Genomic DNA, 20,424 nt, shown 5'->3' with positions numbered 1-20,424 from the left:
GAGCGTGACAGTTTGAGCTGGCCGAGTTCGGGTGTATTCGGCACCGAAACCGGGTAGATTCGGCAATCGGTCCAGGGGAGGAGAGCGACGTGCGTGGTCGCCGAGCGCTGCTGCTCATCGGAGGGGTCCTGCTCGCGGCGGCCGGTCTCGCGGTCACGCCGACGGGCGAGCGCCTCCGGGCCGATGCCGGCCCGATCGTCGCCGAGGTGCGGGCGCGCGTCGCGGCGCTGATCCCCGAGCGGCGGGACAGCCTGTCGGCGGCGGCGCAGCTTCCCGCGCCGCGCACCGCCATCGAGGACGGCCGGACCTTGGTCCGGCTGACGCCGGCCGAGCGCGCCCGGATCGGTCTCGTCGCCGAGGCGCGTCCCGCCGTCCTGCACCCCCAGGAATTGACCGCCTACGGCAGCGTCCTCGACCTCGCCCGCATCACCGAGCTGACCAACAGCTACGCCGGCGCCGTGGCGGCGCTCCAGACGGCCCGCGCCCGGGTCGAGGTCTCGGCCAGCGCCGCCCGCCGGGCGCGGACCCTCGGCGCTGGCGTGGTGGCGGTGGCGCAGATCGAGACCGCCGAGGGCACGCTCCTGACCGATCAGGCGTCGGTCACGGTGGCGGAATCGCAGTTGCGCACCTTCGCGGCGACGGCGCGCCAGGAATGGGGGCCGGTGCTCGGAAAGGCGATCATCGAGCGGTCGCCGCCGGTGACGCGCCTGATCGAGCGGGCCGATTTCCTCATGCAGGTGACGTTGCCGCCGGGTGAGACCCTGCCGGAGGCGCCCAAGGCCGCCTTCGCCGAGGTGCCGCCGCAGAGCGAGCGGGTCGCTCTCCGGCTGGTCTCGCCGGCGACGCGGACCGATCCGCGGATCCAGGGGCAGAGCTTCTTCTATCTCGTCTCCGGCGACAGCGGTCTCCTGCCCGGGACCAGCACGATGGCGTTCCTGCCGGCGCCGCGCGCGGTGAAGGGCGTCCTCGTGCCGGAGGACGCCGTCGTCCACGGCGAGGGCGGCACCTGGGTGTATCGCGGGACCGGCGACGGCGCCTTCGTGCGTCACCCGGTGCGGCCGGACGCGCCGATGTCGGCCGACGCCTTCGTGGTCGAGGATCTGGCGGACGGCAGCGAGATCGTGCTGCGGGGCGCGCAGGCGCTCCTGTCCGAGGAGATGAAGAGCCGCATCCGCGTCGTGGGCGACGACGATGACTGAGCCGCCCGCTGCCGCCGGTCGCGGCGGTCCGCAGGCGGCCCTCGTCGGTTTCGCCGTCCGGCTGCCCAGGGTGGTCCTGGCGCTCGCCTGCGCCGTCCTCGTCTTCGGGCTCTACGCCCTCTCGGGGGCGCGCTACGACGTGTTCCCGGAATTCGCGCCGCCGACCGTGACCATCCAGACCGAGGCGCCGGGCCTCGATTCGGAGCAGGTCGAGGTGCTGGTCACGCAGCCCGTGGAGGTTTCGGTCGGCGGCCTGCCGGGCCTGGAGACCCTGCGCTCCACCTCGATCCAGGGCCTGTCGGTGATCACCGCCGCGTTCCGGTCCGGCAGCGACGTCGACCGCATCCGCCAGCGGGTCAACGAGCGCCTGGCGGCGCTCGCCGGCCGCATGCCGGCCGGCGTGGCGGCGCCCGCCATGACCCCGCTGACCTCCTCGACGCTGACCGTGCTCCTCGTGGGTCTCACCTCCGAGACCCGCGACGCCATGGACCTGCGCCAGGTCGCGGAGTGGACCGTGCGGCGGCGGCTCCAGGCGGTGCCCGGCATCGCCCAGGTCTCGATCTACGGCGGCGGCGTGCGCGCCCTGCAGATCCAGGTCCGCCCCGACGACCTGATCCGCTTCCAGATCGGCCTCAACGACGTCCTCACGGCCGCCCGCAAGGGGACCGGCGTGCGCGGGGCGGGCTTCGTCGACACGCCGAACCAGCGCGTCCTGCTCCGGACCGAGGGGCAGTCGCTCACCCCGGAGGCGCTCGGGCAGATCGTGCTCCACAACGACGGCGGGGCGAGCGTGGTGCTCTCCGACGTGGCGACCGTCACGGCCGCGCCCGAGCCGGCGATCAGCGCGGCCCTCGTGGACGGCAGGCCCGGCGTGCTGCTGATGGTCGGCGCGCAGGTGGGCGTCGACACCCGCGCCGTGACCGCCCGCCTGGAGGCGGCCCTCGACGAGCTGCGCCCGGTCCTGAAGCGCGACGGCGTGAGCCTGCGGGCCGACCTGTTCCGGCCGGCGAACTTCGTGGACGTGGCCACCGGCAACGTGATCGAGGCGCTGGCGCTCGGCGGCGTGCTGGTGGTGGTCGTGCTCCTCGTCTTCCTCGCGGACTGGCGGGCGGCCCTGATCAGCGCGACGGCGATCCCGCTGTCGCTGATCGCCGCCGCCCTCGCCCTCCAGGCCTGGGGCGAGAGCCTCAACACGATGACCCTCGGCGGCCTCGCCCTCGCCATCGGCGAGGTCGTCGACGACGCGGTGATCGGCGTCGAGAACGTCGCGCGCCGGCTGCGGGAGTCGCGGGGCGGACGCCGCGGCCTGCCGCGCGTGGTGCTCGCCGCGATGCTGGAGGTGCGGACCTCGGTCGCCTACGCGACCCTCGCGGTGATCCTGATGTTCCTGCCGGTCCTGGCGCTGACCGGCGTCGCCGGCCGCCTGTTCGGGCCGCTGGCGCTCGCCTACATCGCGGCCGTCGTCGCCTCGCTCCTCGTGGCGCTCACGGTCACGCCGGCCCTGGCGCTCCTGCTCCTCGGTGGCCGCATGGCGCGCGACGCCGGCGCCGCGCCGCCCGATCCGCCCGTGGTGCGCTGGAGCCGCGCCGCCTACCTGCGGCTGCTTGCCGGGATCGGGCGGGTCCCGCGGGTCGCCATGGCGGGCGCCCTGCTGGTCACCCTCGCGGGCGCCGCCGTCCTGCCGACCCTCGGCGCGGTGTTCCTCCCCGACCTGAAGGAGGGGCACATGATCCTGCACATGGTCGCCATCCCCGGCACCGCGCTGCAGGAATCGGAGCGGCTCGGGACGCTGATCACCGGCGACCTGAAGGAGATCCCCGGGGTGCGCGCCGTGGCGGCGCAGATCGGCCGAGCCGAGGCCGCCGAGGACACCGCCGGGCCGCACTACAGCGAGATCCACATCGACCTCGAGCCCGGGCTCGACGGCGCCGCCCAGCGCCGGGTCGAGGGCGCCATCCGGCAGCTGATCGCCGGCTTCCCGGGGGCCGCCTTCTCGCTCAAGACCTTCCTCACCGAGCGCATCGAGGAGACGGTCTCGGGCTTCACCGCGCCGGTCGTGGTCAACGTGGTCGGCAGCGACCTCGACCGGATCGAGGCGGCCGCCCGCTCGGTGGCGCAGGAACTCTCGGAGGTGAAGGGCGCCCGGGACGTCCAGCAGGCCTCGCCGGCCGGGCTGCCGCAGGTCACGGTGGCGCTGCGCCCGGTGGACCTGCGGCACTGGGGGCTCGACCCCGTGGAGGTGCTGGAGGCCGTGCGCACCGCCTACCAGGGCGACACGGTCGGCCAGACCTATCGCGGCAACGCCGTGTTCAACGTGCTGGTGATCCTCGACGCCCGCGTGCGGGACCGCCTCAGCGCGGTGGGCGACCTGCCCCTGCGGACGCCGGGCGGGCGCTACGTCCGGCTGTCGCAGGTCGCCGACGTCTACGAGAGCGCCGGCCGCTACCAGGTCCAGCATCTCGGCGCACAGCGGGTGCAGGCGGTGACCGCCAACGTCGCCGACCGCGACGTTGCGGGCTTCGTGGCGGCGGCCAAGCGCAAGATCGCCCGCGAGGTGCGGCTGCCGGAGGGGGTCTACGTGACCTTCTCGGGGGCCGCCGAGGCGCAGGCGGCCGCCCGCCGCGACCTGCTGGTCCATGCCGGGATGGCCGGCTTCGGCATCGTGGTCCTGCTGGCGATCGTCACCGGCTCGGCGGCGAACCTGCTCCTCGTCCTCGTCAACCTGCCCTTCGCCTTCGTGGGCGGCGTCGCGGCCGTGGCGCTCACCGGCGGTGTGCTATCGCTGGGCTCGATCGTCGGCTTCGTGACCCTGTCGGGCATCTCGCTGCGCAACAGCGTGATGCTGATCGCCCATTATGAGCAGATGGTCACCCGGGACGGGCGCGCCTGGGACGCCGCCACGGCGGCGGCGGGCGCCGCGGACCGGATGGTGCCGATCCTGATGACGTCCCTGGTGACGGGCCTCGGCCTGCTGCCGCTGGCGCTCGGGGCCGGGGAGCCCGGCCGCGAGATCGAGGGCCCGATGGCCCTCGTGATCCTCGGCGGCCTGATCACCTCGACGGTGCTGAACCTGCTGGTCCTGCCGGTGATGGCGCTGCGCTACGCCCGGTTCCGGCGCGCGGACCCCGCGGATCTGGAACTGACCGCGGTCGGGTCCTGAGGCCGCGGTTCGCCGGCGGCCCTACCACCAGCTCGCGCGGGTCTCGGGCGCGGGCGGCCGGCTGCTCGTCGCCGGGCGCAGGGAGTGGTCGAGGGCGGCGAGCACGCGGCGCACGGCCTCCTCGTAGGTCGCCGCCACCGGTTCGCGCGGCCGGGCGAGCGCGACCGGGACGGTCTCGTCGAGGCGCCCGGGCCGCGGGCGCATCACCACCACCCGGTCGGCCAGGGTGACGGCCTCCCCGACATCGTGCGTGACGATCAGGATCGTCGGCTTGGACTCGGCCCAGAGACCGAGGAGCTGGTCGTGCAGCCCCTTGCGGGTGAAGGCGTCGAGGGCCGAGAACGGCTCGTCGAGGAGCAGCACCCGCGGCCGCGCCACGAAGGCGCGGGCGATCGCCACGCGCTGCTGCTGCCCGCCGGACAGCTCCCGCGGCCAGCGACCGCCGTGCTCGGCGAGCCCGACGCGCTCCAGGGCGTGGGCGACGCGGGCGCGGCGCTCGGACCGGGGCAGGTCGGCGAGGCCGAAGCCGACATTGCCGGCCACGTCGAGCCAGGGCAGCAGGCGCGGCTCCTGGAAGACGACGCCCACGCTCGGATGGGGCGCGCGGATCGTCTCGCCGTCGACCGCGACGGCGCCCGCGCTCGCGTGGTCGAGCCCCGCGATCAGCCGGAGCAGGGTCGTCTTCCCGCAGCCCGAGCCGCCGATCAGCGCAACGATCTCGCCCTGCTCGACCGACAGGTCGATGCCCGCGAGCGCCTGCGTGCCGTCCGCGTAGGTCTTGGAGAGGTCGTCGACGGTCAGCACGGGCGTCTCTCGGCGGGCGTGGCGTGGGGATCGCGGCGCGGGGCGGCCTCCCGGTCCGCGGTGCGCGTCCGCACCGGAGACGCGGTCACAGGCTGTCCCGCACGGTATCCTGCCACCGGGTCAGGGGGGCTGTCAGCGTGACCAGGGCCATGTCGGCCGCCTTGCCGACGAGGGCGAAGGCGATGATCGCCGCCACGATCTGATCGGGCTTGCTGAACTGCTGCCCGTCCACCAGCAGGTAGCCGAGCCCCTCCGAGGCGCCCATCAGCTCCGCCGCCACGACGAACAGGAAGCCGAGGCCGAGCCCCGTGCGCAGGCCCACCAGGGTCGCCGGCAGCACGGCCGGCAGCAGGATCCGGCGGGCGAGGGCGAGGCGGGACAGGCGGAAGATCCGACCGACCTCGACCAGCTTGCGGTCGACCGAGGCGATCGCACCCGAGACGCCGACATAGACCGGGAAGAACACCCCAACGGCGATCAAGAGGACCTTCGGCGTCTCCAGGATGCCGAACCACAGGATGAAGAGCGGCACCCAGGCGAGCGACGGGACGGCCCGCAGCGCCTGCAGGCTCGGGTCGAGGAGCCAGCGCAGCGGCGGGACCGTGGCGACGAGGGCGCCGGCCAGGATCCCGGCCGCCGCGCCGCAGAGGAAGCCGAGGCCGACCCGCACGAGGGTCGCCTCGACATGCATCCAGAGATCGCCCGAGACGGCCAGGGCCCAGAGGGTCGCGGCGATCCGGCTCGGCGGCGGGAGCAGCCGCCCCGACGCCGCGCCGCTCGCGACCGCGATCTCCCAGCCGATCGCCAGGACGAGCGGCAGCAGCAGACCCAGGCCGGCGCGACCGCCCCGCCGCAGAAGCGGCACGCGGCCGCTCACTGCCCGGCGACGGGATTGAAGCGCGTGTCGAGCAGCCCGTCGACGGCGGCGGACACGTCGGTGCCCGCCGGGATGATCCCGGCCTGCTGCAGGGCGGTGCCGGCCGCCTTGATCGACTGCGCCTGGGCCGGGCCGATCGCCGGCTGGGAGAGGTCGGTCCGCTCGAGCTGCCGGGCGATCACCGGCTCGGGCAGCTTGGTGGCCGCCACGAGGGCCGCCGCGAGCGCCTGCGGGTTGGCCAGCGCGTAGGCGCGCGCCCGCTCGTAGGCCGCGATCACCGTCCGGACGAGGTCGGGATGGGCGGTGGCGAAGTCCTCCCGGACGTCGAGCAGGCCCCAGGTGTTCGCCGCGGCGTCGCGGTAGACCAGCACGTCGCCGTTCTCGATCTCGGCCGCCGCCATCATCGGGTCGAGGCCGGCCCAGGCATCGACGTCGCCGCGGTCGAGGGCGGTCCGCCCGTCCGCGTGCTGCAGCAGCACGAGCTTGGCGTCGCGCTCGGTGAGGCCGGCGCCCTGGAGCGCGCGGATCAGGAAGATGTGCGGATCGGTGCCCCGGGTGACGGCGACGCGCTTGCCCTTCAGGTCGGCGGGCTTGGTGATGCCGCTGTCCTTGCGGGTCACGAGCGCCGTCCATTCGGGGCGCGAGTAGGCGTAGATCGCCTTGATCGGGTTGCCGTTGATGCGCGCCACGAGGGCCGCCGCGCCGGCCGCCGACCCGAAATCGATGGCGCCGGCGTTCAGGAACTCGAGGGCCTTGTTGGAGCCGAGCGACTGGACCCAGCGGACCTTGATGCCCCGCGGCGCCAGCGCCTCCTCCAGGAAGCCCTTCTCCTTCAGGAGCAGGCCGACCGGGTTGTAGGTCGCCCAGTCCAGGCGGATCTCCTTCGGGTCGTCGGCGCGGGCCTCGCGCGGCGCGAGCGCGCCGAGGCAGGCCAGGGCGAGGCCGGCGGCCAGGAGGGATCGGCGGGTGGAGCGCATGGTCGGGCCTGATGTCGTGGCGAAACGGAGGGCGGGGTGCGGGGCCGGCGCGGGGCAGGGGATCCGCGCCGCGGCGCGGTCCCGAGCGGTCTCGTCCGGGCGGCTGGGTTCAGGGACGCGGCGCCGTCGGCGAGACGATCGGCCGGGCGCATCCGGCGCGTCCGAGACCCGGGACCGCCCCGATCGCGCGATCCGCGCCGACACATCCCCCGGCTGCGGGATCACGCCCGGTCCGCCCCTGCGTCTTCATCGTACCTGCGCGGCCCTCGGCGTGACTGTGAATACAAGATCCTGTCGGCCGGTCGCGGAGTCAACAAAAGGGCTTTCTCTACTTCACGGCGTCGAAGCAAGAATTTTCGGTCGGCCGACCCAGGACGAGAAGAAATTACGCGTCCGCGCGCGCGAGGAGCGGCGTCTGTCCTCCCGGGCCGCGCCGCGGCCACGCTGGAGCCGCGCGGCCCGCACTCACGTGAGACCGCGGCTGCGGGCTGACGGGTCGTTCCGGCGCCCGAAGGCGCACCAGGATGGCGGCTGCCACGACGGCTGAACCGACGGCGCTCGACTGTCGGAAGCGATCCTCGCCCGCGCCAGGACTGTAACCGTTGCCGCATCGCCGAGCGACGTGCAGAGTTCGATGTCTCCGGCACGGGGGGAACTCTGCCATGGTCTCGAGAATCGTCGTGATCGGCGGCGGCTTCGCCGGTCTGTGGGCCGCCGCCGCCGCGGCGCGCGCCCGGACCGAGTTCGGTCTCGGCGACCGCGTCGCGGTCACGGTGATCGCGCCGGACCCGTTCCACGTCATCCGGGTCCGCTGCTACGAGACCGATCTCGGCGCCCTGCGCGTGCCCCTCGACGACGTTCTCGGGCCGATCGGCGTGGAACGCCGCGAGGCGCGCGCGATCGACATCGACCCCGCGGCGCGCACGGTCACGGTCGAGTCCGCGGCGTCGTCCGCCGCGTCGTCCGCCGCGTCGTCGGGCGTCGTCGAGACGCTGGCATACGACCGCCTCATCCTCGCCGCCGGAAGCCTGCTGTGGCGCCCCGAGATCCCGGGAATCGCGGGCGCCTTCGATGTCGACACCTTCGCGGGGGCCCAGGCCCTCGCGGCGCATCTCGATCGTCTCGGTGACCCGGGCGGGCCGGATGAGGCCGGCCACTGGACCGCCGTCGTCATCGGCGGCGGCCTGGTGGGACTGGAACTCGCCTGCGAGCTGCCCGCCCGGCTCGCCGCTGCCAGGGACCGGGCCGGGGCCACGGGTCCGGTGCGGACCATCCTGATCGATCACGCGCGCGAGGTCGGGAGCGCCATGGGCGCGGCGGCCCTGCCGGGGATCCGCGAGGCCTTGCGCGATGCCGGCGTGACCTGCATCGGCGGTGCGCGGGTCGGTGCGGTCGATCGCGCCGGGGTCACGCTGGCGGACGGGACGCGCCTGCCGGCGTGGACGAGTGTCTGCGCCACCGGCATGCGGGCGAGCCCGCTGGGCGGCACGCTCGGCCTCCCCCTCGACCCGCTCGGGCGCCTGCCCGTCGACGCCTTCCTGGCCGTCCAGGGGCTCGCTGGCGTCTACGCGGCCGGCGACATAGCCTCGGCTGCGGCGGACGATGCCGGTCATCGCACGGTGATGTCGTGCCAGCACGCCCGGCCGATGGGTCGGTTCGCGGGTTTCAACGCCGTCTGCGATCTCGCCGGCCGGCCGGAGCGGCGGCTGCGCTTCGCCGCGCCCGACTACGTCACCGTGCTGGATCTGGGCGCCTGGGGGGCGGTCTACACCGCCGGCTGGGATCGCGGCACGCTGGTCTCGTCGGGCGCCGCCGCGAAGGCGACGAAGCGGATCATCAACGGCACGCGCATCTATCCGCCCCTCGACCGCGACGCCGCGTCCATCCTGGCCGCGGCCGCGCCGATCATCCAGGCCGCGCCCGCGACGCAGGCCGCGCGATGATGCCGGCCCGAGCGCGGCCGGTCCGGGAGTCCGGTCGTCGGCGGTCGATATCCTGCCGAAACCGCTCGAAGCGCCTCGGAGACTGGAACCGAACCGGCGGAAGATTGTCGAGCCTTCCCGTCCGGGCCTGCCGAGACTGATCGGGCCGCCACGAACCGTCCGGGATTCGCGCCGCCGCGCCGCCGATTAACCACCCATTAACCATACCGGAGATTGTATTAGCTATTGCCAAAATCCCGCCAGGGTAGAGCCATCATGGTCGCGGCCCCCACAGCCACGTGGTCCCACATCCTCTCGCAGGTCGCCGACAGCCTGGACCGCTTCGTCGAGGGACCGTCCGCCGAGATCCTGAAGCTCAAGCCGACCTTCGACACGGTCGAGGGGCCGGCCGCGCTGTCCGCGCCGCGCATCGAGCCCGTCGCGCACCCGCCGATCCTGCCGGACCCCGCGGTCAACGACGCGGGCCCCGCGCCGGTCCCCTGCGAGTCCGAGGCGGTGTCGGACTGGATGAGCACGCTCGACATCATCACCGGCATGGCCGGCCGCGCCGAAGCGCAGAAGCAGCGCCTGCAGGAGCAGAGCATGTCGCACGAGGCCGCCCTGGCCGCCGCGCAGCGCGCGCTGGCGGAGACCCGGCACCGCCTGCAACTGTCCGAGATGCGCGTCCGCGAGGTCGAGGCCCGCGCCGATATCCGGCTGCAGCGCGTCCAGGCCGAGGCGGACGCCCAGGTGCAGGACATCCGCGCGGAGGCCGAGGCGCGCGTCCGGACGATCCGCGCGGAGGCCGAGGCCTGGGTCCGGGCCGCCGAGGAGCAGGTCCGCGTCGCCGACCTGCGCGCGGAGACCGCGGAGAAGTGGCTCGGCCGGATCGACGCGGCCGCCAAGGCGCTCCTTCTGGGCGGCCACGTGAGCCGCGGGCCGGCGGGCGCCTGAGGTCGAGTGCCGGGGCCGGACCATGGCCGCGTCGGGCACCCGGCCCCTCCGCGGCGCCGCTTCGGGCCGTCCGCCGGGACCCGTTTCCGGACGCGCTCCGCGCCGAGGACGGAGCGCCGCGGTCTCCCGCGCGGTCGAGGCCGGCTCGCCGATCCGCGGGTGGACCGTACCGATCCGGTCTGTCGCCGTCGCGGCACTCGCCCTGGCGCTGCCCCTCTGCGGCTGCGTCTCCGGCCGCGCCCCGTCCGCCGACATCGCCGTGGCGGAGCTTCCGACGGCCGCGCCGGCCGCGGCGCGGCCGCCCGATCCAGCCCTCGACCCGGCCATCGTCGCGGATTCGTCCGGGTGGCGCCTGCGGCTCACCCACCTCTGAGGCGCGGCCTTCCCGGCACGGCCGATCTCCTCGGCGGCCTCCGCGCCCGCTCAGAGTCCGAACGTCACCCGACCGCGTTCATCGATCCGCCAGGCCGGGTTCCAGGCGATCTCCCAGGCATGTCCGTCCGGATCGCTCAGATATCCGCGGAATCCGCCGTGGGGCGGTTCGTCGGCCGCGCGCAGGAGCGTCCCGCCCGCCGCGACGAGCCGCGCGATGGTGGGCGCGACGTCGCCGCGGTTCGGGACGTTGTGGGCGAGGCAGAACGCGCTCGGGCTCGGTTCGCTCGCGCGCCGCATGTCCTGGTCGAGGTTGGGGTTCTGCCAGGTTCCGAGCATGAACCCGTTCATCTGGTAGAAGACGATCTCGTCGTTCTCGAACACGGGAGCCCAGCCGAAGCCGTCGCCGTAGAAGGCGCGCGACCGGCCGAGCGATGAGACGCCGAGCGTGATGACCGAGATCTGCTGCTGCATCGTCGGATCCTAGCATCCGACACGGGCGCGTCGCGCGAAATCTCGAAGGCCTTGCGCCGTCGACACGATGCCAATCGGCCAGCGCACGCGGTGGACGGGCCCATTGTCCGGCCGCGCGCTCGGCGCCGACGCGCCGCTCTCACGATCCTCGGTCTTACAGTATGTTCACGTCGTCGAAGGGCAATTGTCAGCTAGGCAGCGCAACCCGGGAAGCGGTCAGGGATTGACGAGGGGGAGCAGACTTGAAGAGCTCTCAGGCCCCGGCAGGGGCGATTCACTGCAGAGAGTCGAGACGATGATCGATCCTGGCACTTTCCGCGAAGCCATTCTCGCTGTGGTTGTTCTTGGAGGAGGGGCTCTCGTGGTCGAACAGTACATCCGCACCCGCGCCTGGCCGCGCTCCCGGCAGAATGGCCCGGATTGCGGGGAGCGCACGCGCTGAGCCGCGCGCGATCCCGAACGATCCGGCGACGGAGCGGAGATCTCCGAGGCGGTCGGCACGAACCTCGAGGATCTCCGCGGCGGCGCGCGCGGGAGCGTCCGCCCGGATCGCGGCTGCCGCGCGGCGGCCGTGACGGAGGTCGACCGGGTTCGTCCGATACTGCCGGACGTCGCAGGTCGTAAGCAACGCGGTCCACGAATATTGCTCGCCGACCGCGTCGTCGCCTATTCTCGACGCTGAAGGGCCCGCCAGGACCGGCCGGCGAATGAGGGCGCGAACATGGGCGCGAACCGGCGACACGCGGTCCCGGACTTCTCGGGCTACCCGGACCTCGTCGTGATCTATCTCGGGATGAAGGTCCGCACCCTGGCCGGCGTGAAGACCCTGCTCGGCTTCGGGCCGCGGATCGACAGGGTCGGCGCGGCGCGGCCAGAGGGCCTCCTGCACTACGAGAACAACATCATCTTCAGCCTGCGCCCGCTCCATGTCGGCATGCGCTGGTACTGGCGGGACATGGACAGCATGGTCGCGTGGTCCAAGTCCGAGCCGCACCGGATCTGGTGGCGGGATTTCCTGCGCGACACCCGCGGCGTCGGCATCTGGCACGAGACCTACCACATGCGCGGCGGCATGGAGGCGATCTACCACGACGTGGCCGAGCCGGTCGGATTCGCGGCCTTCATGCCGATGCAGGAGGCAAGGGGCTCGCTGGCGGCCCGGCACGGGCGTTACGCCTCGTCCGACCTGCGCGACCTCCCCGCCGACAACGCGCCGGACGCCGCAGTCCCGCGCTGAGGCTCCGGCCGCCCGGCCGGAGTTCCGGTGCGGCGGATGAGCCGTGTGCGACGCGGGGTCCGCCCGTGCGCACGGTTCGGCTGGACACCGGCCCGCGCGGAAGGCACGGAGCGGATCAGGCACGATGACGGTCGGTTCGATGAGACAGGGTACCCTGCGCCTCGGCGCGTTCTTCTACGCGACCGGCCACCACGTCGCGGGCTGGCGCCATCCCTCCAGCGAGGCCGACGGCGGGCTCGTCCTGGAGCGCTATGTCGGCTGGGCGCAGCGCGCCGAGGCCGCGAAGTTCGACCTCATCTTCCTGGAGGACGGGAGCGGGATCCGCGACCTCGACCTGCGGTCGAGCGAGCGCACCGCGCGCTCGACCCATTTCGAGCCGCTGACGCTGCTGTCCGCCCTCGCGGCGGTGACGCGCCGGATCGGTCTCGTCGCCACCACCTCCACCAGCTTCAACGAGCCCTTCAACGTCGCGCGCCGGTTCGCCTCCCTCGACCATCTCAGCGGCGGGCGCGCCGGCTGGAACCTCGTGACCTCCGCGACCGACGCGGAGGCGGCGAATTTCGGCGGCGACCGGATCGGCCGTCACGCCGACCGCTACGAGCGCGCCGAGGAATTCGCGGACGTGGTCCTCGGCCTCTGGAACACCTGGGACGACGGCGCCGTGATCATCGACCGCGCGAGCGGCCAGTTCTCGAAGCCGGACGGCTTCCGCCCGCTGGATCACCGGGGCAAGCATTTCGAGGTCCGCGGTCCGCTCAACATCTCGCGGACGCCGCAGGGCCAGCCCGTGCTGGTGCAGGCCGGCGCTTCCGGGCCCGGCAAGGACCTCGCGGCGCGGACCGCCGAGATCGTCTTCACCGCGAACCAGACGCTGGACGAGGCGGTCGAGTTCTACGGCGATCTCAAGGGACGCATGCCCGGCTTCGGTCGTGCGCCGGATGATCTGAAGATCATGCCCGGCCTGTTCCCCGTCGTCGGGCGCAGCGAGGCCGAGGCGCGGGCGAAGTTCGAGGCGCTGCAGGACCTGATCGACCCGGTGGTCGGGCTGGCGCTGCTCGGTCGCATGATCGGCGGCCACGATCTGTCGGGCTACGATCCCGAGGGGCCGGTGCCGGAGTTGCCCGAGACCGAAGGCATCAAGTCCCGCCAGCAGCTCATGTTCGACCTCGCCCGCCGCGAGGGCCTGACCCTGCGCCAGCTCTACCTGCGCATCGCCGGCGCGCGCGGCCACTCGCAGATCGTCGGCACGCCGGCCCAGATCGTGGACGAGATGGAGGCGCGGTTCCGGGCCGGCGGGGCGGACGGCTTCAACATCATGCCGCCGACGCTGCCCGGCGGCCTCGACGACTTCATCGCGCTGGTCCTGCCGGAGCTGCGGCGGCGCGGCCTGTTCCGCACCGAGTACGAGGGCCGGACGCTGCGGGACCATCTCGGCTCGCGCCCGCCGGCCGGGTTCGGCCCCGGTCGGGCCGCGGTGTAGCGGCGGGCCTCTTCCCGGGTCCGATCGGGCGAGGCGTCGCGACCCCCTGCGGCGTCTCGGCCCGCATCATGATTGCGCACAAGCGATCCCCGCTGTGGTACAGCCACGCCACGAGGGCCGAAGGCCGCCATCGGCGAGTCGTGACAGGGGCGACCGGGCATTGACGGATCAGCAGGAACGCACGCGTTTCGAAGCGGAATTCGCCCGCACCGACGCGAGCACTGACCCCTTCGTCTCCGCCGTTCGGGCGACGCGGATGCCGATGCTGATCACCGATCCCCATCAGCCGGACAACCCCATCGTCTTCGTCAACGCCGCCTTCTCCAAGTTGACCGGGTACGGCCACGACGAGATCATCGGCCGGAACTGCCGGTTCCTTCAGGGGCCCGAGACCAGCAAGGCCGACATCGCGAAGATCAGGGCGGCGATCGCCCGCCGCGTGCCGATCGAGATCGAGCTCCTGAACCACAAGAAGAACGGCGAGCTCTTCTGGAACCGGCTGCTGATCTCGCCGGTCTTCGATCGCGACGGGGAGCTCACCTACTTCTTCGCGTCGCAGTTCGACGTGACGCTGGAGCGGGAGAAGCTCGCGCGGATGCAGCGCGACCGGGAGGCGCTCGAGCAGGAGATCGAGCGCCGCACCAGCGACCTCACCCGCAGCGAGGAGCGGCTGCGATTCATCCTGAAGGCCGGACGTTTCGGCTCGTGGACCCTCGATCTCGCCGACATGCGGCTCGTGGCCTCCGAGACCTGCAAGGAGAACTTCGGGCGGGTGCCGGGCGAGGCGTTCAGCTACGAGGACCTGATCGCCGCGATCGAGCCCGAGGACCGGCCGCGCATGCAGGCGGCGGTGCAGACCTCGATCCGCGAGCACAGCGACTACGACATCGAGTACCGGGCGCGCACGCCCGGCGGCGAGCTTCGCTGGTTGCAGATCCGGGGTCAGACCTTCTACGACTCGGTCGGGCAGCCGCTGAGCATGGCCGGCGTCTCCATCGACGTGACCGAGCGCAAGCGCGCGGAGGAGCACCGCGCCCTCCTGGCCGACGAGCTGAACCACCGGGTGAAGAACTCGATGGCGACCATGCAGTCGATCGCGCACCAGACCCTGCGCAACGCCGCCTCCTTGGAGGAGGCGCACAGGACCCTCGACGCGCGGCTGCACTCGCTCTCGGCGGCCCACGACGTCCTGACCCGCCAGAGCTGGATCGGGGCCACGCTCGACGTCATCGTGGAGGGCACCCTCCAGGCGTTCCGGGGCGGGGCGGGACAGCGCTTCCTGATCAACGGACCGGAGGTGTGGCTGACGCCGCGCCTGACGCTCGCCTTCACGATGGCGCTGCACGAACTGGCGACCAACGCCGTGAAGTACGGCGCCCTGTCGAACGACCGTGGGCGAGTGGTCCTGAACTGGGACGTGGTCGACGGGGCGACGCCGGCCCGTCTCTGGTTCCGCTGGGAGGAGGTCGGCGGACCCGCGGTGACGGCACCGGCCCGCGGCGGGTTCGGCACGCGCCTCATCGAGCGGGCGCTGGCCGCCGAGATGGGCGGCTCGGCCGAGATCGAGTACCGCCCCCGCGGCGTGGTCTTCACGCTGGACGCGCCGCTGCCCGACCGCGCGCCCGCCGCGGCGGAGGTGGCGGGCTGAGGATCGCGTCCCGCGGGCCCGCCGCCGGTCAGGTCATGCGGGTCAGGACGGTCTCTTTCCAGAGCCTGCGGTGCAGGAACGCCATCGCGGCGTGGCCGAGCACGACAACGAGGAGCGTGAAGCCCAGCCAGTAGTGGAACAGGTCGGCGGGCAGCATCATCCACTCGATCTTCGTCTCGCGCGCCGGCATCACCGGGATGCCGTAGGGCGCGAAGGGCTTGCCCGATCCGTACTGGCGCAGCAGCGCGAGGCTCGGGACCAGGACCATCAGGAGATAGATCAGGCCGTGACCGGCCGCGACCGCGCGCCCCGGCGCGCCCGGATGGGCGGGGCGCCGGTGAAGGTTCGCGAGGCCCCACACCCCGCGCAGGAGCACGAGCACGAACAGGGTGAAGCCGAGGGTGAAGTGGCTGCCGCCGACGAGGCGGGTGAGCGCCGCATCGCCGATCGTGACGTAGAGCAGCGCCCCGGTGAATTGCCAGGCGAACAGGGCCGCCATCACCCAGTGGAAGCCGCGGCTGACGCGGCCGTACCGCTCCGGCGTGTCCAGCCAGACGGTCCGCGATGCGGTGGCGTGGCCGCTCTGCCCCGTCACGCGGCGTTCTCGGTCCAGAGGTCACCGGCCAGGCCGTCCCCGCGCAGGATCTCGGAGGCCGCGCTGGTGAGCGCGTGATCCGGTCCCGGCTGGCGCAGGTAGGTGGCGAGATCGCGCGACAGCCGCTCCAGCGGATGGCCGCGCAGGAAGCCCTGGAGGCCGACCGAGCGCTGGGCCAGCTGGAGGATGTCGAGGCCGGCGCGCTCGACCGCGAGGCGGACCAGGTTGATGTAGGCGACGACGCGCTCCGGCGGCATCGCCGCGTCCGACGCGATCTGCGCCCCGCGCTCGACCCAGAGACGCGCGCCCTCGACCGCGATGGCGCCCTCGCCGAGGCGCGCCAGCTGGTGCGGATCGCTCCCCCGGCCGAGGCGGCGCAGATGGCCGCGCCAGGCATCGAACACGGCCTCGATGCCGCCGAGCTGCACCGCCGCGAAGCGCCACGCGCCGCCCGAGAAGGCCGGCTGCCGGAAGTAATCGTCGGGCTGGCCGAGGATATCGTCGGCCGCGAAGGCGAGGCCGGTGAAGTCGATCGTGCCGGTCGCCGAGGCGCGCATGCCCTGCGCTCGCCACGCCGAGAGATCGGACCGCGCGCCGGCGTCGAGCGGCACCACCATCATCGCCGTGCCGCCCTGTCCCGGATGCCGGGCGGTGACGAGGGCGCGGGTGACGAAGCCGGCGCCCGACGCGAAGGTCTTCACGCCGCGGAGATGGCCGTCGACGTCCGAGGCCTCGATCGTGAGGCCGCCTTCCCCCGGCTCGGTGTTCCAGACACCGAACAGGTGGCCGGCGCGCGCGTCGGCGAACAGGCGGACGCGCTGGGCGGGTGAGCCGTACCGGGCGACGAGCTGGAGGGCGTTGACGTGACCCTCGTAGAGCCGGCCGAGAGCGAGGCTTCCGTAGCCGACCAGCCGCAGAACCTCCGCCAGGGCACCGGCGCCCGGCTCCGTGCCGAGGCCCGCGCCGCCGTGATCCACCGGCACGGGCGCGGCGAGCAGCCCGAGGCGGGCGAGATCGGCGATGTCATCCAGTGGGAAGCCGTCGTCGTGATCCTGGGCGTCGGCGCGCGCGGGCGCCGACGCGGCGATCGCGCGCGCGGCCGCCTCGGAATCGTAGACGGGATCCAGGCGGGTCCACTGATCCATGCGCCTGACTCCTCTCAGAGCGCCACCGCGTCGACATCCAGGCGAATGGCCGCTGAGGGGCGGTTGCCCACGGTCGCGCGCTCGGGTCTCGTCACGTATGGGCCCCCATTGCCCGCAGAAGATGCGGAAGATCCTAAAAAACTAACCTAAGACTGAGCCATCCTTTCCCCGGCCGCGGCTGCGACCAATGCGACCGTCGTCGATCCGGGCTGCTCTCAGTTCAGCGTCCGGTTGGCGCGCAGCCGCGCCACGGCCAGATCGACGAACGTCCGCACCTTCGCGGGCGCGTGCCGGCCTTCCGGGTACAGGACGTGGACCGGCAGCGGCGCTTCCTCGTAGTCGGCGAGCACGATCTGTAGGTGGCCGTCCCGCAGGTCCGGGCCGATCTGGTAGTTCAGGACACGCGCCAGCCCCCAGCCCGACCGTGCGGCGCCGATCGAGACCTCGTTGGTGTTGCCCTCCAGAGTGGGGCGGACGACCACCCGCTCGTTCCGGCCGAACCGCCACTCCGGCGACGCGAAGGCCCCGGTGGAGACGGCGATCCGGTGGCGCTTGAGATCCGCCGGGGTCGCCGGCACGCCGTGCCGCGCGAAGTAGTCCGGGGCGCCGCAGATGACGTGGCGCACCGACCCGACTCGAGCGGCCGTGAACCCGGAATCGGTCAGGTGGCCGATGCGGATCGCCACGTCGATTCCCTCCTCCACCATGCTGACCGGCCGGTCGACGAAGAGGGTCCGCGCCACCATGGTCGGGTAGGTGTCGAGGTAGTCGGTGACGATCGGGAGCACGTGCATCCGTCCGAACAGGACCGAGGCCGTCACCGCGAGCGTGCCCGACGGCGTCGCGTTGGAGCCGGCCGCCGCCGATTCCGCCTCGGCGATGTCGGCCAGGATCCGCCGGCAATCCTCGTAGTACCGGCTGCCCGCTTCCGTGAGCTTCACGGAGCGGGTCGTCCGGATCAGGAGGCGGGCGCCGATGGTCTCCTCGAGCGCCGCCACGGCGCGCGTCACGGCCGGCGGGCTCATGTGCAAGAGGCGGGCGGTCTGCGCGAAGCTCGCCGTTTCGGCGACCTTCGCGAAGATGCGCATGGCCTGCCACCGATCCATAGCCTCGCTCCGGGTTCTCGCGGCCGGGTCGCGACGCTCACGCCCGATCCGGCCCGCCGCGTCGGCGTCCCGGCCGATCGGTCAGAAGCCGAAATGGCTCAGGCCCGGATGGTCGTCCGGCCGGCGCCCGAGGGGCCAGTGAAACTCGCGGTCCGATTCCGCGATCGGCAACGCGTTGATGCTGCTGTGCCGATAGCGCATCAGCCCGTCCTCGGCGAGGCGGACCTCTGTGATCGCGCTCTGCGCGTCGAAGGGCGGCGGCGGCGGACGGGACAGGACGGGCTCCTCGTCCTCGGGGAAGGTTCAGCCCGGCTCCGGTAGCGGCGCAGGATGATCCGCCGGCGCCGGTCCCGCAAGGCGGAACACGGCGCGGGCCGCGCAGTCGCGCGCGTCACAGTGCGAGCTGCACCCGGTCCGTGCCCTCCGCGGGCACCGCGGAGCAGATCAGCACCTCGTCGTCAGCCACCGGTGCGCTCGGTTCCCTCGGATAGGTCACCGCGCCGGCGAGCAGCTTGGTGCGGCAGGTCCCGCAGCTGCCCTCGCGGCAGCTGAACTCCGGTGCGAGACCCCGCGCCTCGGCGAGGTCGAGGAGGCTGCCCGAATCCGGCGTCCAGCGCGCTTCCTTGCCGGTGTCGAGGAAGGCGACCTGCACCGTCTCCGTGGAGGCCGGCGGGCGCGGGGGCGCGGCCGCCGCCGTTCCGGTGTCGCGGATGAGCCCCGAGGGACCGAACGCCTCCGCGTGAATCCGGTCGTCCGCCACGTTGTAGCCGCGCAGGCCGTCATAGAGCGCCTGGGTGAAGGCCGACGGGCCGCACAGGTAGAAATCGTAATCCGCGAAGGCCAGGAACCGCGTGAGCAGGGCCATGTCGATCCGGCCCGCGGCCTCGTAATCGACGCCGGCCGTCGCATCGGAGACTTCGCTCAGGACGCGCACGATCCGCACGGCTCCCTGCGCCGCCGCGGCGAGTTCGGACAACTCCCGGTCGAAGGCGCGCTCGGCGCGGGTGCGGGCAGCGTAGACGAGCGTGGTCGGTCGGATCTTGCGGGTGCGCAGGCCCTCGTAGACCACGTGCCGGAGCATCGCGAGGAGCGGCGTGATCCCGACGCCGCCGGCGAGCAGCACGGCCGGGCGCGCCGCGCTCGCATCGAGGGTGAAGCCGCCGCCGGGCGCGCGCGCCTCGACGATGTCGCCGACCCGAACTCGGTCGTGGAGGTGCCGCGAGACGGTGCCGTCGCGCTTCACGCTGATCCGGTAGGTCGGGTCCGAGGGTGCGACCGAGAGCGTGTAGGTTCTTATGACCGGCGCGTCTGCCCCCGGCAGCGTGACGCGGATCGGCAGGTGCTGGCCCGCGCGGTGCGGGAGCCGCCCGGCCCCGTCGTCCGGGGTCAGGTGGAAGGACCGGATCGTGCGGCTCTCGTCGACGATCTCGGCTACCCGGAACGGCCGCCACTGCGTCGCGCGCTCGGCCGCCCGGACGCGGTCGGCGGCCTCCGCCCAGTCGCCGGTCATCAGCGCGTTCGGCGACCAGCCGTCCGGCCGGAACGACCAGCGCAGCGGCAGGGCACCGCGTCGGCGGATTACCCGGCGCGGCCGGAAGCTCCAGAGCCGCTCGGCGCCCTGGAAGGCCGCGATCTCGGGCGAGTCCAGGATCACCGCGGCGTCGCCGGTCAGCTGCAGGAGATCGCCCGTCTCGAAATCGGTGAAGACCAGGCCGGCCCTGCTGTTCAGGAAGATGTTCCCGAGCGTGGCGAAGAACAGGTTGCCGGCGAAGTCGGGGATGGTCAGCGTGCCGTCCGCGGCGACGCGGACGAACCCCGCCTTGCCGCCGCGATGCGAGACGTCGACCTGGCGCCGGCCCTCCCGGTCGGCGTAGGAGGCCACGAAGAACGTGTCCGCCGCCGCGATCAGGCCGCGGGCTGCCGGGTCGAGCTCCGCGCTCTCCTCGGCGGGGGCCGGAGCGGGGGCGCCCGGCTCGCCGACGAAGCTCATGTCGCGCAGCTGGATGTATTGCGGGCAGTTCCCGAAGCTCTGGTCGACTGCGAAGTGCAGGACTCCGCCGGCCGTGGAGCGGACGAGGCCGTTGACGCGGTTGCGGCGGCGGCTGTCCAGCGCGATCCCGAGGAGGCCGATTGCGTCGCCGTCGCCCGTGCCATCGGACGCGGGGTCGGCCGGGTCCGGCCGCGCGGCGATGTCGAGGGTCGTGGCGGTCGGCGAGGAGATGAAGCCGGGACGGCCGGCCAGGAGCGTGGCCCAGGCGTCGCCCTGCCGGTCGACGCTGCCCAGCACGATGAAGGGGATCTCCGCGAAGAAGGCGCGGTGCTGATCGGGCATGAAGTCCCGCACCACCCGCTGGCCGACCACCGCCATCCGGTCGGCGGCGCCGACCGTCTCCTGGATGGACGTCTCGCCGGCATGCCATGTCGGCAGCGTCGCAAGGGTCTGACCGTCAGCCATCTTCGCGCCCTCCATCTGC

At 73.1% G+C, this 20,424-nt stretch carries 17 protein-coding genes; 7 read left to right on the top strand and 10 right to left on the bottom strand.

The features are described 5' to 3' along the window. Positions 1-89: 89 nt before the first annotated feature. Together BM419_RS17225 and BM419_RS17220 are read left to right on the top strand one after the other, a co-directional pair. Positions 90-1,199 (top strand): RND family efflux transporter, encoded by a 1,110-nt coding sequence (locus BM419_RS17225; protein ID WP_091927145.1) that lies wholly within the window; start codon positions 90-92, stop codon positions 1,197-1,199. Then, a complete protein-coding gene (locus BM419_RS17220; RefSeq protein ID WP_091927144.1) occupies positions 1,192-4,359 on the top strand; it encodes an efflux RND transporter permease subunit in 3,168 nt (1,055 codons plus the stop codon). The genes BM419_RS17225 and BM419_RS17220 overlap by 8 nt, the downstream gene beginning before the upstream one ends. A gap of 21 nt (positions 4,360-4,380) precedes the next feature. Here BM419_RS17220 and BM419_RS17215 read toward each other — a convergent pair whose 3' ends face one another. The 3 genes from BM419_RS17215 to BM419_RS17205 form a co-directional block, all read right to left on the bottom strand. Further along, positions 4,381-5,163, bottom strand: coding sequence for an ABC transporter ATP-binding protein (locus BM419_RS17215; RefSeq protein WP_091927143.1), 783 nt, complete (start codon positions 5,161-5,163; stop codon positions 4,381-4,383). Between the two features lie 85 nt (positions 5,164-5,248). Further along, positions 5,249-6,028, bottom strand: a complete 780-nt coding sequence (locus BM419_RS17210; RefSeq protein WP_244435397.1) for an ABC transporter permease — start codon at positions 6,026-6,028, stop codon at positions 5,249-5,251. An 8-nt stretch (positions 6,029-6,036) separates the two neighbouring features. After that, complete coding sequence (locus BM419_RS17205; protein ID WP_020093082.1) at positions 6,037-7,017, bottom strand: aliphatic sulfonate ABC transporter substrate-binding protein; 981 nt, start codon at positions 7,015-7,017, stop codon at positions 6,037-6,039. A gap of 662 nt (positions 7,018-7,679) precedes the next feature. Here BM419_RS17205 and BM419_RS17200 point away from each other — a divergent pair. Together BM419_RS17200 and BM419_RS17195 are read left to right on the top strand one after the other, a co-directional pair. Then, positions 7,680-8,960: an NAD(P)/FAD-dependent oxidoreductase gene (locus BM419_RS17200; RefSeq protein WP_091927142.1), complete on the top strand. Its 1,281-nt coding sequence runs from the start codon at positions 7,680-7,682 to the stop codon at positions 8,958-8,960. A gap of 255 nt (positions 8,961-9,215) precedes the next feature. Further along, the gene (locus BM419_RS17195) at positions 9,216-9,893 is read left to right on the top strand and encodes a cell division protein DivIVA (protein WP_091927141.1); all 678 of its coding nucleotides are present in this window, start codon (positions 9,216-9,218) and stop codon (positions 9,891-9,893) included. Positions 9,894-10,316: 423 nt separating this feature from the next. On the opposite strand, the gene BM419_RS17185 is transcribed toward BM419_RS17195, so the two are convergent. Both BM419_RS17185 and BM419_RS17180 read right to left on the bottom strand, forming a co-directional pair. Continuing rightward, positions 10,317-10,739 (bottom strand): VOC family protein, encoded by a 423-nt coding sequence (locus BM419_RS17185; protein ID WP_091927139.1) that lies wholly within the window; start codon positions 10,737-10,739, stop codon positions 10,317-10,319. Between the two features lie 274 nt (positions 10,740-11,013). Further along, positions 11,014-11,481: a hypothetical protein gene (locus tag BM419_RS17180; RefSeq protein ID WP_091927138.1), complete on the bottom strand. Its 468-nt coding sequence runs from the start codon at positions 11,479-11,481 to the stop codon at positions 11,014-11,016. Between BM419_RS17180 and BM419_RS17175 the strand changes: the two genes are divergently transcribed. From BM419_RS17175 to BM419_RS17165, 3 genes are all read left to right on the top strand, one after another. Next, entirely contained in the window at positions 11,461-11,976 is a 516-nt protein-coding gene (locus BM419_RS17175) for a DUF4188 domain-containing protein (protein WP_020093087.1), read from the top strand. The genes BM419_RS17180 and BM419_RS17175 overlap by 21 nt on opposite strands. A 139-nt stretch (positions 11,977-12,115) precedes the next feature. After that, positions 12,116-13,456, top strand: coding sequence for an LLM class flavin-dependent oxidoreductase (locus tag BM419_RS17170; protein WP_091927215.1), 1,341 nt, complete (start codon positions 12,116-12,118; stop codon positions 13,454-13,456). 160 nt (positions 13,457-13,616) lie between these two features. Continuing rightward, entirely contained in the window at positions 13,617-15,104 is a 1,488-nt protein-coding gene (locus BM419_RS17165; protein ID WP_091927137.1) for an HWE histidine kinase domain-containing protein, read from the top strand. 28 nt (positions 15,105-15,132) lie between these two features. On the opposite strand, the gene BM419_RS17160 is transcribed toward BM419_RS17165, so the two are convergent. The 5 genes from BM419_RS17160 to BM419_RS17140 all read right to left on the bottom strand — a co-directional run bounded on the left by BM419_RS17160 (position 15,133) and on the right by BM419_RS17140 (position 20,405). Beyond that, the gene (locus BM419_RS17160) at positions 15,133-15,699 is read right to left on the bottom strand and encodes a cytochrome b (RefSeq protein ID WP_091927136.1); all 567 of its coding nucleotides are present in this window, start codon (positions 15,697-15,699) and stop codon (positions 15,133-15,135) included. Then, positions 15,696-16,844, bottom strand: coding sequence for an acyl-CoA dehydrogenase family protein (locus tag BM419_RS17155; protein ID WP_091927135.1), 1,149 nt, complete (start codon positions 16,842-16,844; stop codon positions 15,696-15,698). The genes BM419_RS17160 and BM419_RS17155 overlap by 4 nt, the downstream gene beginning before the upstream one ends. Positions 16,845-17,059: 215 nt before the next feature. Beyond that, positions 17,060-17,950 carry a LysR family transcriptional regulator gene (locus tag BM419_RS17150; RefSeq protein WP_091927134.1) on the bottom strand — a complete coding sequence of 297 codons (891 nt, stop codon included), beginning with the start codon at positions 17,948-17,950 and terminating at the stop codon, positions 17,060-17,062. Between the two features lie 81 nt (positions 17,951-18,031). Continuing rightward, positions 18,032-18,226 (bottom strand): hypothetical protein, encoded by a 195-nt coding sequence (locus BM419_RS33385; protein WP_091927133.1) that lies wholly within the window; start codon positions 18,224-18,226, stop codon positions 18,032-18,034. A 115-nt stretch (positions 18,227-18,341) separates the two neighbouring features. Then, positions 18,342-20,405: a 2Fe-2S iron-sulfur cluster-binding protein gene (locus tag BM419_RS17140; protein ID WP_091927214.1), complete on the bottom strand. Its 2,064-nt coding sequence runs from the start codon at positions 20,403-20,405 to the stop codon at positions 18,342-18,344. Between the last annotated feature and the right edge of the window lie 19 nt (positions 20,406-20,424).

The organism is Methylobacterium sp. yr668 (assembly GCF_900116245.1).
Lineage (GTDB): Bacteria > Pseudomonadota > Alphaproteobacteria > Rhizobiales > Beijerinckiaceae > Methylobacterium.
This window is presented reverse-complemented; position numbering and strand designations above follow the sequence as displayed.